The sequence below is a fragment of the Streptomyces sp. CB02009 genome (assembly GCF_001905825.1).
Lineage (GTDB): Bacteria > Actinomycetota > Actinomycetes > Streptomycetales > Streptomycetaceae > Streptomyces.
In genome coordinates this window covers 924,163-937,140 of record NZ_LIVV01000001.1, presented here as the reverse complement: position 1 = coordinate 937,140, position 12,978 = coordinate 924,163, and the positions used below count along the sequence as shown (strand labels likewise).

Annotated in this window: 13 protein-coding genes; 7 read left to right on the top strand and 6 right to left on the bottom strand. The window is 74.2% G+C overall.

Translation table 11 applies throughout. The annotated features are described in order from the left end of the window. Positions 1 to 126: 126 nt before the first annotated feature. Positions 127 to 3,516: a S8 family peptidase gene (locus AMK27_RS04190; RefSeq protein ID WP_073902634.1), complete on the bottom strand. Its 3,390-nt coding sequence runs from the start codon at positions 3,514 to 3,516 to the stop codon at positions 127 to 129. 202 nt (positions 3,517 to 3,718) lie between these two features. Continuing rightward, positions 3,719 to 4,747 carry a helix-turn-helix transcriptional regulator gene (locus AMK27_RS04185; RefSeq protein WP_073902633.1) on the bottom strand — a complete coding sequence of 343 codons (1,029 nt, stop codon included), beginning with the start codon at positions 4,745 to 4,747 and terminating at the stop codon, positions 3,719 to 3,721. A gap of 300 nt (positions 4,748 to 5,047) precedes the next feature. Here AMK27_RS04185 and sigK point away from each other — a divergent pair, with 300 nt between their 5' ends. From sigK to AMK27_RS04170, 3 genes are all read left to right on the top strand, one after another. Beyond that, complete coding sequence (gene sigK / locus AMK27_RS04180) at positions 5,048 to 5,713, top strand: ECF RNA polymerase sigma factor SigK (protein WP_274535732.1); 666 nt, start codon at positions 5,048 to 5,050, stop codon at positions 5,711 to 5,713. Continuing rightward, positions 5,710 to 6,459, top strand: a complete 750-nt coding sequence (locus AMK27_RS04175; protein WP_073902632.1) for an anti-sigma factor — start codon at positions 5,710 to 5,712, stop codon at positions 6,457 to 6,459. Before sigK ends, AMK27_RS04175 begins: the two co-directional genes overlap by 4 nt. A gap of 125 nt (positions 6,460 to 6,584) precedes the next feature. After that, entirely contained in the window at positions 6,585 to 7,859 is a 1,275-nt protein-coding gene (locus tag AMK27_RS04170) for an SAM-dependent methyltransferase (protein WP_073902631.1), read from the top strand. Positions 7,860 to 7,949: 90 nt separating this feature from the next. Here the strand turns inward: AMK27_RS04170 and AMK27_RS04165 are convergent, their stop codons facing one another. The 4 genes from AMK27_RS04165 to AMK27_RS04150 form a co-directional block, all read right to left on the bottom strand. Further along, complete coding sequence (locus tag AMK27_RS04165; protein WP_073902630.1) at positions 7,950 to 8,501, bottom strand: hypothetical protein; 552 nt, start codon at positions 8,499 to 8,501, stop codon at positions 7,950 to 7,952. Then, positions 8,498 to 9,559 (bottom strand): DUF6286 domain-containing Asp23/Gls24 family envelope stress response protein, encoded by a 1,062-nt coding sequence (locus AMK27_RS04160; protein ID WP_073902629.1) that lies wholly within the window; start codon positions 9,557 to 9,559, stop codon positions 8,498 to 8,500. The genes AMK27_RS04165 and AMK27_RS04160 overlap by 4 nt, the downstream gene beginning before the upstream one ends. Next, positions 9,556 to 9,741 carry a hypothetical protein gene (locus AMK27_RS04155; RefSeq protein ID WP_073902628.1) on the bottom strand — a complete coding sequence of 62 codons (186 nt, stop codon included), beginning with the start codon at positions 9,739 to 9,741 and terminating at the stop codon, positions 9,556 to 9,558. The genes AMK27_RS04160 and AMK27_RS04155 overlap by 4 nt, the downstream gene beginning before the upstream one ends. Positions 9,742 to 9,816: 75 nt before the next feature. After that, positions 9,817 to 10,278, bottom strand: a complete 462-nt coding sequence (locus tag AMK27_RS04150) for an Asp23/Gls24 family envelope stress response protein (protein WP_231077231.1) — start codon at positions 10,276 to 10,278, stop codon at positions 9,817 to 9,819. A gap of 305 nt (positions 10,279 to 10,583) precedes the next feature. Here AMK27_RS04150 and AMK27_RS04145 point away from each other — a divergent pair, with 305 nt between their 5' ends. From AMK27_RS04145 to AMK27_RS41625, 4 genes are all read left to right on the top strand, one after another. After that, positions 10,584 to 11,171: an RNA polymerase sigma factor gene (locus AMK27_RS04145; RefSeq protein ID WP_073902626.1), complete on the top strand. Its 588-nt coding sequence runs from the start codon at positions 10,584 to 10,586 to the stop codon at positions 11,169 to 11,171. Further along, the gene (locus AMK27_RS04140) at positions 11,162 to 11,830 is read left to right on the top strand and encodes a hypothetical protein (RefSeq protein ID WP_073902625.1); all 669 of its coding nucleotides are present in this window, start codon (positions 11,162 to 11,164) and stop codon (positions 11,828 to 11,830) included. Before AMK27_RS04145 ends, AMK27_RS04140 begins: the two co-directional genes overlap by 10 nt. Next, positions 11,827 to 12,186: a hypothetical protein gene (locus tag AMK27_RS41630; RefSeq protein ID WP_073902624.1), complete on the top strand. Its 360-nt coding sequence runs from the start codon at positions 11,827 to 11,829 to the stop codon at positions 12,184 to 12,186. Before AMK27_RS04140 ends, AMK27_RS41630 begins: the two co-directional genes overlap by 4 nt. A gap of 178 nt (positions 12,187 to 12,364) precedes the next feature. Further along, entirely contained in the window at positions 12,365 to 12,856 is a 492-nt protein-coding gene (locus AMK27_RS41625) for a helix-turn-helix domain-containing protein (RefSeq protein ID WP_107425498.1), read from the top strand. The last annotated feature ends 122 nt before the right edge of the window (positions 12,857 to 12,978 follow it).

The window sequence follows — 12,978 nt, the reverse complement described above, 5'->3', positions numbered from 1 at the left end:
CACCGCGCCGCCGCCCGGCGCCGAGCGCGACGGGCCGACGGCCGGGCGGGCCTCCCGTGGTGGGAGGCCCGCCCGGCCGGACCCCGAGGTCCACCGGACCCCGAGGTCTGCGGACCGCGCAGAGGCCTACCGGACGTCGTAGGCCCGGGTGATGGTCTGGGTGACCGCGTTGCCGTTCGCGTCGGTGAAGGAGGCCTTCGTCATGACCTGACTCCCGCCGGCGCCGGTGTGGTCGAGGACGGCCGTCCACCGGCCGCCCAGCCGCGTGGTCGGCGCCTCGGTCCAGGTCGCGCCGCCGTCGTAGGAGTAGGATAGCGAAGCCGCGGTGATCGCGCCCGGGGCGTACCCGGCGTGGCCCTCGACCGACAGGCCGACCTCGATGCCGCTCCGCGCGGGCAGGGTGTTCAGGCCGTCCACCGGCAGGTCGTACGCCGGGGAGAGGATGGGCAGTCCGCGCGAGTGGACGTCCGGCTCCCGGTGGGAGCGGAAGCTCCAGGTGGTGGTGGCAGAGGTCGAGCGGAGCCAGTTCCGGTCCCCGGTGAGGATCTTGTCCAGCTTCTGCGTCAGCTCGTACGCGGCGTCCTCGTCCGGCACCTCGAACACGCCGTACGGGTAGGCACGGCTGCCGATCCGCTCGCCGTCGCGCTTCAGCACCAGGTTGCCGAGGTCGCCGAACGATCCGCCGTAGGTCCAGTGGTCGCCGGAGCCGTCGATCCAGAGCGCGTTCTGGAAGCCGATCAGATCGCCCTGGCGCTCGGCGGCCAGCATCGGCCTGCCGTTCGCGTCGCGCGGCGCACCCGGTCGCAGGGGGCCGCCGTACCACTCCTCGGCGGCGCGCTGCCCGTCCCGGTAGGTGCGCTCCTGGTCGCCCATGAAGGCGGCGAACGGGAAGCTGGTCATCGCGCCGTGGTACCAGGCGTCGCCGCCGGTCGTGTAGTAGGCGGTGCGGACACCGGGCGCCTCGACGTCCCGGAACGCCGCGACGGTGATGAGGCCGCTGTCGCCGCCGGAGGGACGCACGAACAGCGCGTCGAGGTAGTCGGCCTCCTTGCCCAGCGCCTTCCAGGTCTCCCTCACCTGGGCCAGCCTGGCGTCCTGGGGCCGGTAGACCTGGTCGGAGCGCAGCGGTCCCCGGGTCGGGTACGACAGGTTGTAGACGTACGGGGAGCCGCCCTCGGAACCGATCGCGCGCCAGGTGGAGCGGAACTCGAAGGTGCCGGTCCTGGCACGTCCGTCGATGTCCGCGTAGAGGTGGCGGACGCTGTTCGGGATGACGACCGATCCGGCGGTCTGCCAGGTGTCGTCCCACGTGCGGGAGTAGCTGAACGTGGTGCTGTCCGAGGTCGAGGGCCGGTCGGTCCGCAGGCTCAGCCGGTGGGCCTCGCGGGCGTCGAGGACCAGGGTGGTGTCACGGGTGACGCGGAACTGGGGCCGTGCCAGGTAGCTGAGCGATTCGGTCGTGCCGCTCGCGCCGTACGACGCGACGAAGCTGCTCAGGGCGTAGTCACCCGGCCGCAGGCTGAACGTCTGCTCGGCCGCACCCGCGTTGAAGCGCCGCTCGCCCTTGTCGGTGTCGAGACTGACGAGTTCCACGGAGGAGGAGCCGGTCGCGGGCTTGCCTTCGCGGTCGACGACCTTGATCCGGAGGGTGACGGTCTCGGGCTGGACGTACAGGGTGAAGGGCACGGAGACATGCGTCCCGCTGCCGGTGGCGAGGATCCGGCCGGTGACCGCGCCGTACTGGGAGTCCTTCAGGCGGGCGGTGGGGTCGATCCGCAGCGGCACCTGCACGGTGGCCCCCGCGGGGACCCTCACCCTGCTGTCGGCCGGCTCGGCGATGCGGGAGCGGATCTCGCTGCCGTCGTTGCCGTGCACGTCGCTGACCCTCAGGTTCAGGGTGAGGGTGCTCGGGCCGGTGTTGGTGAAGGGCACCTGCACGGTGGTGCGGTCCGAGGCGTCCTGCGGCCAGTTGTAGGCCCCGGCCTGGACGGCGGGCGCCGAGAGCACCTTCTGCTCCACCGCGCCGAGCACGTCGAGCACTCCGGCGCCGGTCTGGTCGGGGCCCGCGACCTTCCCACCGGTGCGGGCGGAGGAGACCAGGGCGGCCTTGAGCTGCGGCGCGGTCCAGTCCGGGTGGGCCTGGCGGAGGATGGCCGCGGCGCCCGCGACGTGCGGGGTGGCCATGGAGGTGCCGGACATCGCGCGGTAGGCGTAGACGCCCCGGCCGCCCGCGCTCGCCGCCGAGATGCCGACTCCGGGCGCGGCCAGTTCGGGCTTGAGCGTGCGGGTGACGGCCACCGGTCCGCGGCTGGAGAACCATGCCGTGGTGTCGTCGCGGTCCACGGCGCCTACGGTCAGCGCCTCGGGCACGCAGCCGGGCGAGGAGACGGTCTCGGTGCCCGAACCGGCGTTGCCCGCGGCGACGACGAACAGCGCGTCGCCGCTGCGCGCGAGCTGCTGCGCGGCCTGGGCCACCGGGTCCGTGCAGTCACCGATCGCGGCGCTGCCCAGACTCATCGAGACGACGTCGGCCTGCTGGTCGACGGCCCACTGCATGCCGGCGATGACCCAGGAGTCCTGACCGTACCCCTGGTCGTCGAGGACCTTGCCGACGAGCAGGGAGGCACCGGGAGCGACGCCCTTCATGCGTCCTCCGCTCGCCGCTCCCGACCCGCCGACCGTGGAGGCGGTGTGCGTGCCGTGGCCGACCAGGTCTCCGGTGGTCGCGGAGCCGGTGAAGTTCTTCGACGCGGCGACCCGGCCCGCCAGGTCCGGGTGCTCGGCGTCCACGCCCGTGTCGAGGACGGCGACCTTGGTGCCCTCGCCGTCGTACCCGGCGGCCCACGCCTCGGGCGCGTGCACCTGGGCGGTGGACCGGTCGAGGGTCGCCTCGACCTTGCCGTCCAGCCACAGCTTCTTCAGCGTGGCGGCGGAACGCGAGCGGGGGTCGGTGACGTCCTGCCAGAAGGCGGCGGCGGTGTCCTTGTCGGCCTTGAGCGCGACGCCGTCCACCGCCGGAAGGCGGAGACCGCGTTCGGCTCCGCGTGGGGCCGCCGGAGCGCTGTCGGCGACGTCCGCACCGGGCAGGTAGGTGGCGATGAGCGGCAGCGCGTCGGTGTGCGCGTCGTCGTACCCCTGGCGGACGAGCCCCGTCACGTTGAACAGTCGCTCGTCCACCGTGCCTTCGGCTATCGCCTGTGTGGCGCCCTCCGGGTAGACGTAGAGGTCCTTGCCCGACTGGTAGGTCTGGACGGTCGGCAGCGTGCCGTCCTCGCGGGGGAGGACGGCCGCGGAACTGCGACCCGACGGGTCGGTGGTCACCACGACCCTGTCACCGGTGACGAGTGTCACCGTCGCCTGCTTTCCCTTCCCCGGGGCGGTGCCGCTGCCGACGACGGGCCGCTTGCCCGAGGTGCCGTCGGGCGGTGCGGCCGCCGAACCGGACGGTGCGACCGCGGTGACGGTCAGGACGGCGGCGATCGCCGCGCCCAGGGCTGTACGCGTGATGGAGCGCATGAATCTCCCACTGGAAACCGTGAACGTGTCGGGATGCAGCTGCAGCCTGGCAGAGACACGGATCGCCGAGGGGCGCCGGACGTGGCGGGTTCCCCGCATGGCGGTCACCCGACACGCGCTTGCATCCGACAACGCTTCGCCGCGCGGGAATCGGGGGCGCGCACCGGCCGGTCACGCCCGTGACCCGTCGGCCGACGACGGGTCAGAGCCAGCCCGAACGCGCGGCGTGCCAGCCGAGTTGCAGACGGGAATCCGCTCCGGCGCGGTCCATCAGGCTGCGGGTGCGCCGCTCCACGGTGCGGATCGAGACGTCGAGCTGTGAGGCCACCCTCCGGTCGGAGACCCCCGCGAGCATCAGGGCGAGCACCTCCAACTCCCCCTCGGTCGGCCGGTCGTCGGCCGCCGCCTCCGCACACACACCGCGGGAGGTGTCGAACAGCGGCCGGGCCTGGGCCCATTCCCGCTCGAAGAGCTGGACCAGCGCCGTCAGCAGACCGCTGCGGTGCACCACGATGGCGCTCGGCTCGCCGCCGGAGTCGGCCATGTCCAGCGGCACCATGGCACGCTCCCGGTCCGACACCATCATCTTCAACGGCAGGGACTCGGCCAGGCGGATCTCCAGACCCGCGGAGATGCCCTCCCGCACGTCCCTCCCCACTCCGGGACCGTCGAGATAGTCCTTGGTGGCCACGAGCCGGAAGTCGACTCCCCGGTCCAGAGCGGAGCTCTCCGAGACGTCGGCGTCCTCGCGGGCCACCGCGCTGGGCTCGCCGACGAGGAACATGAGCAGCTCCCGCTGGGCTCCGCGCTGCAGTTGGTGGAACCGATGCGCGACCTGCTCCCTGCCGACCACCACCTCCACGACGCTGCCCGCCGGATGCGCGGCGGTGCTGCGGTACTGCTCGGTCAGCATCGTGAACGCGGCCTCGGCCCGATGCAGCGCGTTGCGCTGCTCGACGAGCAGCGGGGCCAGGGCCACCGAGGGCGGGGTGAGCCGGTAGCGGGCGGACGGCCGGGGGGACCCGCCGTCGGAGGGGTCGGGCAGCCGGTCGTCGCCTTCGGCGGCCACCACCACGAGCCCGCGTTCCGACAGGTCGAGGAGGACGCGGTCGACCTCGGACTCCCCGAGCCCGGTCTGGCGTACGAGCTCCTGCGAGGAGGCGGTCGGGCGGGAGAGCAGCGCGGTGTAGACGGCCTCTTCGTTCCCTCCCAGTCCCAGTGCCTGCAGCATCCGGCTCCTCTTCGACGCACGCCGCCCGTTGCCCGCCGCACTCGCCTGACGCGGCTGCGGTGGACCGGCCGGATCTCTTTTCGGCGGGACCTTATCCCACGGCCGGAAGGCCGCCGGCCGGAAGGCCACCGGCCGGCGCAGCCGGGCCGGCGCCCGCCGCGGGGTGGTGCCGAATGAGCCTCCCATCCGCGGGCCCGTCCGCTCCGAAGAACAGGCGACAGACGAACAGGTTCCCCATGCCGGACCGTCTCCAGGGACGGTCCGGACCCGTACGAACGACGACACAAGGAGCGGCATGCGATGGACGCCCCGCCCCCCGACGGCCGTCCCAGGCCGCCCCTTCGCCTTCTCCCCACGACCGGAGCGGCGCAGGTGAACCACCCGATCCCCTTCGGCGTCGGCCGTCCCGCCGACACCGACCGCACCGACATCGCCGACGTCATGCAGCAGGTCGCCCACGGCGACAAGGAGGCGTTCTCCGCCCTGTACGACGCCCTCAGCCCCCTGGTCTTCGGCATCGTGCTCAAAGTCGTTCGCGACCGCGCGCAGTCCGAGGAGGTCGCGCAGGAGGTCATGATCGAACTGTGGCGTCAGGCCGCCCGTTACCGTCCCGAAGCGGGCTCCGTCACCGCGTGGGCCGCGACCATCGCGCACCGTCGGGCCGTGGACCGGGTCCGCTCCGCCCAGGCCGCCAGCGACCGCGAGCACGCGCAGGCCGCCCGTGAGCACACCACCGCCTTCGACGAGGTGGCCGAACAGGTCGAGACCCGTCTGGAGTCCGAACAGGTACGCCGCTGCCTCCGCGGCCTGACCGAACTCCAGCGCCAGGCCGTGACCCTGGCGTACTACCAGGGACTGACCTACCGAGAAGTCGCCGCGTCCCTGCGCACACCGCTTCCCACGATCAAGACACGCATGCGCGACGGGCTCATCCGGCTCCGCGACTGCATGGGGGTGACCACATGAAACACCACACCACCGACGCCCACACCCTCGCCGCCGCCTACGCCCTCGGCGCACTCGACGACGTCGAGCGCCGGGACTTCGACGCCCATCTCCGGTCGTGCGAGGCCTGTCGGCAGGAGGCGGCCGAGTTCCAGGCCACCACGGCGCGACTCGCCGTGGCCGTCTCCCAGCCGCCTCCGGCGACGGCCAAGGCGCAGGTCATGGCCGCCATCGACGGAGTGCGCCAGCTGCCTCCGCGCATCCCCGCGCCCAGCCAGGCGCCCGCCCTCGGGGGTCTCCTGCGCCGACGGGCGGTTCCCCTGGCGCTGGCCGCGAGCGTGGCCGCGGCCGCACTGGGCGGAGTCGCGGTGTGGCAGACGCAGAACCGGCAGGACCTCCACCAGCAGGCCCGCACCGCCCAGCAGCGGCTCGACGCGATCAGCGCCGTGCTGGCCGCCCCGGACGCGCGCACCGTCCACGGCAAGGCCGCCAACGGAGCGCTGACCACCGTCGTCTCCTCCGACCAGCAGGACATGGCCGTCTTCACCGCCGCCAACCTGCCCGCACCCGGCGCCGGGAAGACCTACCAGCTGTGGCTCGACCACAACGGCACCATGCGCCCAGCCGGACTCATCGACCACAACGGCACCGTGATCCTCACCGGCAATCCCGCGGACGCGGGCGCCGTCGGCCTCACCCTCGAACCCACCGGAGGATCCCCCCGACCCACCACCGACCCGCTGCTCCTGATGGCCCTGCCCGCCTGACCGGGCACCGCACCAGGGCCCCTGGGTACGCGGCACGACGGTGCGCGCACTCCGGCGGCCCGAAAGCCGGATCCGCTCCCGCCACGCGGACGTCCGCCGGCTCCTCCTCACCGAAGGGACCCCCGATGAAGCCCGCCGCCGACCGACTCGCTCAGCTCCTCGGCCACTTTCTGCCCGGCCCGCTCCCCGTGCGCATCCGCGCCTGGGACGGCAGCCAGACGGGCCCCGACGACGCGCCCCTGGTGATCCTCCGGGCGCCCGAGGCGCTGCGCCGCCTGCTCTGGCAGCCGGGCGAGCTCGGACTCGCCGAGGCGTACGTCACCGGAGACCTCGACGTGGAAGGCGACTTGGCCGGCGCCCTCTCCCGAGCGGGCCGGAGCGTCCGCGACCGGCCCTCGGCACGCCCCGGACCGGCGGGCATGGCGGCGGCCACCGCCCTCGCCGTACGCCTGGGTGCCGTCGGCCCGCCCCCGAGGCGCCCCGACGGGCGGGCCCGCCTGACCGGCGGCCTGCACAGCGTCTCCCGGGACCGTGCGGGGATCAGCCACCACTACGACCTCTCCAACGACTTCTACGCCCTCCTCCTGGACGAGTCGATGGCGTACTCCTGCGCCTACTGGACCCGGCCCGACGACCCCGCGTACACCCTGGCCGACGCCCAGCGCGACAAGCTCGAGCTGATCTGCCGCAAACTCGCCCTCGGACCGGGAGACCGGCTCCTCGACGTCGGCTGCGGCTGGGGCTCGCTCACCCTCCACGCGGCACGCGAGCACAAGGTCCGCGTCACCGCCGTCACCCTCTCCCGCGCGCAGCACGACCACGTCACCGAGCGTGCCGCGCGCGAGGGACTGACCGACCTCGTGGACGTCCAGCTGCGGCACTGGCGGGACATCGACACGGGCGGCCACGACGCGGCCTCCGCCGTCGAGATGGGCGAACACGTCGGCGACGCCGAGTACCCCGCCTTCGCCGCCAAGCTGCACCAGGCACTCCGCCCCGAAGGCCGCCTCCTGATCCAGCAGATGTCGCGCGGCGCCCACGCGCCCGGCGGAGGCGCCTTCATCGAGACGTACATCGCCCCCGACATGCACATGCGCCCGGTCGGCCGCACCGTGGACGTCCTGGAGGCCGCGGGGCTCGAGGCCCGCTCCGTCGAATCGCTCCGCGAGCACTACACGGCCACGATCGACGCCTGGCGCAGCAACCTCGAACAACGCTGGAGCACGGTCGAGGACCGGGTCGGGCGCACCACCGCCCGGGTGTGGCGCCTGTACCTGGCAGGTGCCTCGCTCGCCTTCTCCGAGCGCCGCATGGGCGTCGACCAGATCCTCGCCGTACGCCCCACCCGTGAGGGCGCGTCGGCGATGCCCCCCACCCCCGCCGGCTGGTACGCCACCTGAGCCCGGCGTGAACGACACCGCCCGGAATCTCCTTCGGCCGGCCCGGACACGGGGTCCGGGCCGGCCGAAGGGGGGCGTGTCGCGCTCAGGTCATCGCGCGCGACGGGCCCGACGGGAGGCCGTGGTCAGCCGGAGGTCCGCGCTGAGGCGGACGCCTGTCGCCGTACGGGCGCGGCGCAGAGGGCCCTCGGTGACCAGGCGGATGACGTCGGCCGGCTCGGCGTGCGCCGCCAACCTGATTCCGACCGTGGCCCGGAGGTCCGCCGTGGTGCCCCGGAGGACGACCCGGGCACGGTCGACACCCGGCACCGTGGCGACGTCGGCGGCGACGGCGCGGGCCAGGCTCCGGCGGCCGACGCGCGTTCCCGCGCCCGGCAGGCCGAGGACGGACGGTCCGGTGGTACGGAGTTGGGCCAGGAACCACCACAGTGCCGCCGCCGTCACCACCGCCGGCAGGCCCAGGGTGACGGCCGTCGACGGTTCGTACCGTCCCAGCCATTCCCCGGGGTGACCGGGCGGCGCCCACGACACGGTGCCTCGCCGGGCCAGACCGGTCAGGGCGGTCCATCCCCCTGCCAGCACGGCCGTACCGCCCACCAGGGCCAAGGTGCAGCGGTTCGTCTTCGATCGCGCGGCTGTCATGGCGCGGCCTCCTCGCCCTTCGGTGGTCTCCACTGCTTGTCGGGAGCGGATGTGACGGAGAGTCGGCCCGGGCGGCCCAGTCCGATTCCGCTCAGCGCAGCGGACGCGCTCCACTCGGCGGCCTGCCTGGCGCCGTCCGTCGATCCGTGGGCGACGAGGACGCGCACCCGGCGCCGTCTGCGCCCGGACCGCACCTCGACCCTGCTCACACCGTCGACGCCGAGTGCGGCGTCCCGCAGCAGCAGGCCCACGGACGAGCGGTCGATGGCGGCCCGGGTGTCGCCGTCCGGCCGGACCAGCGGCAGCCACCGGCGCATTCCGGGGGTGAGGGCGAGGACGACCAGCACCACCCCGAGCACCGCGACCGCCGCTCCCGCCCCGATCCATCGCGCGTCGGTCAGGGGGACGCTCCGCAGCGCGGAGGACGGGGTGAGCCCGCCGTGCGCGCCACGGACCAGGAGCGCGCCGGCAGCCGTCGCCAGGACGAGGGCCGTCGCGGCGGCGGGCAGGCGACGTCCGGACCACGGCCTGCGAGCACGGGGTGGCGTGGTTCCGTGAGCGGGCACCCCCTCGTCCGTCGCCCCCGCGTCCATCGCCCTCTCGTCCGTCACCGCCACGTCCGTCACCGTCCCACCCGTCACCGCCCCGTCCGTCGCCGCTTCCTCGGAGCCGGCGGTCGGCCCCTCCCGATCGGGGGCGGCGTCGCGCGGGCCGAGGGCGTCCCGGGCTGTGCCGGGGGCCGCCGCCGAGAGGCTCGCGATCGCGATGTCGGCCCGGGAGACGGCCAGGCCCGACAGCGCCGTCGCCCGGTCCATCACATGGCGCCGGACCCGTTCGCCCTGACCCGCCAGGTCGGTGGGGTAGGCGAGCTCGACGGCGACGCGGACCCGGGCCTCGCGCGCTCCCCGTCGGGCGACGGACACCTCTCGCGCGGTCCCCGCACCGCCCAGGGCCTCGGTGGCTGCCTGGCGGACGATGCGGCGGACCGCCCGGTCGGCGACGGTGAGGGTGCCCCGCTCGGCGCGGGGCGTCGCGGAGGCCCGCCTCGGGACGGTCATCGCCGCTCCCTGGTCCAGCGCGCGAGGAGGTCCCTCGGGTCCGTTCCCGCGTCCCACAGGTGGCCCACGACGCCGCCGAGCGCGCCCAGCGCCGCGACGAGGAGGAAGGCGGCGAACCCGCCGAACCACGCGGCGAACCCCAACGCCATGCCCACGGCCACTCCTGCCAGGGATCTGCTCATCACACGCCTCACTCGGGGGCAACCCGCTCGGATACTCGGCCGTGTCCCCGCTCGGGGGACGCTTCTCGTCGGGCGCTACTCGACGCGGGACTCGCCCGCCGGGTGTTCCGGCGCCTCGTCGGGCAGGTGCACGTCGTTCACCACGACGTTGACCTCGACGACTTCCAGCCCGGTGGTGCGCTCCACCGCCGCGATGACGTTCTCCCTCACGTCACGGGCGACATCGGTGATGGGAACCCCGTACTCGACGACCAGATCGACGTCGATGGCCGTCTGGCGCTCACCCACCTCCACCTTCACTCCCCGGCCGACGTTCGGGCGTCCGCCGGGAACACGGTCGCGGACAGCACCGATCGTCCGCGACAGCCCGCCGCCCATGTCGTACACACCGGGGATCTCCCGCGCCGCCATGCCGGCGACCTTCACCACCACCAGGTCCGCGATGGACGTCCTGCCCCGGCTGCCGGCGGGCTCGGTGATGCCGCTGCCACCGGCGGCGAGCGTCGTGGAGTTCTCGCGGTTCTTCCTCGTCTCCATCGATGCCTTGCTGCTGCTCGTCTCGTCGACCACGGCCGTCTGCGTCATGGAAATTTCCTCCTCGTACTCGACACAAGTGCGGGCTCACTTCGTTGGACACGGGCAGCGGGGATTCGTCACGGCCTTCTCCCGAAGTCGTCGTCGAGCCACCCGGAAGCGTGGCGGGGACCGTCTCGACCGGGCGATCGCGTGACGTTCGGACGGCCACGGTGTCCAACGCTCGGTGGGTGGACTCCCGCACCCGTCGCGAGGGCGGCGGGCACGCGGCGCGGGGGTCACGGAACCCCGCAGGGAAGGAGCAGCGAGTGCCAGGGCTTGACAGCCGAGCCCCCGGGCTCGGCGGGAGCAGGGCGGAGCCGGACGACGCCCTGCTGTCGGCACGGGCCCGTGAGGGTGACGAGGAGGCCTTCGCGGCGCTGGTACGGCGGCACGGGCCGACCCTGCTGGGGCTCGCGGGCCGGATGCTGGGTGATCCGGCGGAGGCGGAGGACGCGGTGCAGGACGCCTTCGTGAGTGCCTGGCGCCGGCTGCCGGAGTTCCGCGGCGACGCGGCGTTCCTCACCTGGATGTACAGGATCGTCACCAACCGCTGCCTGAACCGGCTCCGCTCCCGTCGTCCCACGACGGACCTCGACGCCCTCCCCGAGCCCGCGGCTCCCCCGCAGGAGGGGTCGCCCGCCCGCGCCGCCGAGTCCAGTGCGGCGCTCGCGGACCTGACCGCGGCCCTGGCCGAGCTCTCGCCCGAGCAGCGCGCATGCTGGGTGCTGCGGGAGTTGCACCTGCTGTCGTACGAGGAGATCGCGGAGGCCGTGGGAATCGGCCCCGCGGCGGTGCGCGGCAGGATCTTCCGGGCCCGGCGCTTTTTGACGGAGGCGATGAGCGAATGGCGTTGAACGCTGACCGGCAGCCCGTCGACGGCCCGGACGACGGCCTGCTGCCCTGCGGCCGATCCCTGGAAGCCGTGTGGGACGGTGCCGTCGAGCCCGGGACGAGCCCGGCCGCCGCGGCCGCGCACCGTGCGACCTGCCCGCACTGCTCCGCGGCGCTCGCGGACCTGCGCACGCTCGACGCGCTGGTGACGGCGGCCCGCGAACTCGATCCGCCCGGCTCCACCGATGCCCTGACCGCGCGGGTCATGGACGTCGTACGGCTGGAGCTGCGACCGGGGCGCACCCTGCCGCTGGGCACGAGGCCCGACGACACGGGCTGGATCTTCGAATCGGCGGCCGCGCGCGAACTGCGGGCCGCCGCCGACGGCCTGCCGGGCATCCGCGCGGGGAGTTGCCGGGTCCGGCCGCTGGACGTCGGCGCGGGTGAGGCGGACCGGGAACGTGCTCCGCTGCGGGTGCACGTGGAGGTGGCGGCCTCGTTGGAGGCGCTGCCCACGGCTGCCGAAGCGGTGCGCGCCGCGCTGTTCGCCGTCGCCGACGAGGTGCTGGGCATGGACGTCAGGGAGATCGATGTGCGCGTCGTCGACGTGTTGCAGGAGGACGTGGGCGAGGACGGCACCCGGAGGAGCACCGGCAACGGTCCGGAAGGGAGCGCGGGATGACGGAGAGGAACGTCAGGGCCGCGTGCGAGCGGGCGGCCGCCGCGGCCGCCCGTGCCACCGACGGAGTCGCCTTCCTCCGGCCCGGCCTGACGGGTCTGCTGCGTGCGGCGGCCACGTCGGCCGCGGGTTCGCGGTACGCACCTCCTCCGGAGGGCGTGCGGGCCCTCCGGAACCCGGCGGACGGCTCGTGGGACGTGGAACTCAGGCTCACGGTCCGGCGAGGCCACCGGGCCGTGGAGGTCACGCGCGCGGTGCGCCTCGCGGTCGAGGAGGCGACGCGGCCGGTCGTCCGGGGAGCCGACGGGACCGACGGCGGCAGGGTGACGGTGACGGTGGTGGTGACCGGCATCGTCTGAACTGGGCCGGAACAGGCATCGTCCCGACCGGGACCGGGACCGGGACCGGAACCGGCATCGCCCGAACGGAACCGGAACCGGCATCGGCTGACCGGGGCCGGAACCGGCCGGAGCGGCCGTACGGGTGAGATTCGGATCCGTCACATGACGATCCCACGAGGTGATGGTCATACAGGGCATGAACCTCTCTGTCGCCTCTGTCGCCACTCCGCACCCGACCGTCCTCCGGGCCCGCCGCGTCCCCGACCTGCCCGCACCGGCGACCCGTCTCGGGCTCCGCGAGGCCTGGGGGCTGTCCCGCGCACAGGTCGCGGCGGCCTTCGGGGTCACCAGCGCCACCGTGGGCGCCTGGGAGTCGGGCCGCACGTCGCCGCGCGGTGCCCGTCGCCGGGCGTACGCGGCCTTCCTGGCCGGCCTCGCCGCCTCCTCCCCCGTCGTTCCCCGCCCGGCCCGGCCCACCGCCGAACCGGCCACCCGGACCCCGGCACACCTGGCCGCTCCGCTGCCACCGCGCGTGATCCGAGCCCTGCCCGCCGGTCTGCCGGTGGGGCCGCACCGCCCCGACCCGGTATCGCGGCTCCGCCGCCGCAGGTGGCGCAACGCGGCCGCGGCCTGGGGCTGCTGGTCCCTGATCCTCCACGTCCTGCTCACCGTCCCCGTCGCGGGCTGAGCGCGCCGCCGGGCGCCCGTCGCCCGGTCGTTCGGCGGAGATCCATGCCCCTCGCCCACGACGAGGGGCTGGCCTACCGTGGAGGGGCCGAGCACCTCGCGGAGCCGCCGGGGAGGGCCACG

Bases quoted from the DNA above. Each gene is read 5' to 3' on its own strand.
- AMK27_RS04150 (WP_231077231.1), bottom strand. From the start codon at position 10,278: ATGGAGACGAGGAAGAACCGCGAGAACTCCACGACGCTCGCCGCCGGT.
- AMK27_RS04140 (WP_073902625.1), top strand. From the start codon at position 11,162: ATGGCGTTGAACGCTGACCGGCAGCCCGTCGACGGCCCGGACGACGGC.
- AMK27_RS41625 (WP_107425498.1), top strand. From the start codon at position 12,365: ATGAACCTCTCTGTCGCCTCTGTCGCCACTCCGCACCCGACCGTCCTC.
- AMK27_RS04175 (WP_073902632.1), top strand. From the start codon at position 5,710: ATGAAACACCACACCACCGACGCCCACACCCTCGCCGCCGCCTACGCC.
- AMK27_RS41630 (WP_073902624.1), top strand. From the start codon at position 11,827: ATGACGGAGAGGAACGTCAGGGCCGCGTGCGAGCGGGCGGCCGCCGCG.
- AMK27_RS04190 (WP_073902634.1), bottom strand. From the start codon at position 3,516: ATGCGCTCCATCACGCGTACAGCCCTGGGCGCGGCGATCGCCGCCGTC.
- AMK27_RS04185 (WP_073902633.1), bottom strand. From the start codon at position 4,747: ATGCTGCAGGCACTGGGACTGGGAGGGAACGAAGAGGCCGTCTACACC.
- AMK27_RS04165 (WP_073902630.1), bottom strand. From the start codon at position 8,501: ATGACAGCCGCGCGATCGAAGACGAACCGCTGCACCTTGGCCCTGGTG.
- AMK27_RS04155 (WP_073902628.1), bottom strand. From the start codon at position 9,741: ATGAGCAGATCCCTGGCAGGAGTGGCCGTGGGCATGGCGTTGGGGTTC.
- AMK27_RS04160 (WP_073902629.1), bottom strand. From the start codon at position 9,559: ATGACCGTCCCGAGGCGGGCCTCCGCGACGCCCCGCGCCGAGCGGGGC.
- sigK (WP_274535732.1), top strand. From the start codon at position 5,048: ATGGACGCCCCGCCCCCCGACGGCCGTCCCAGGCCGCCCCTTCGCCTT.
- AMK27_RS04170 (WP_073902631.1), top strand. From the start codon at position 6,585: ATGAAGCCCGCCGCCGACCGACTCGCTCAGCTCCTCGGCCACTTTCTG.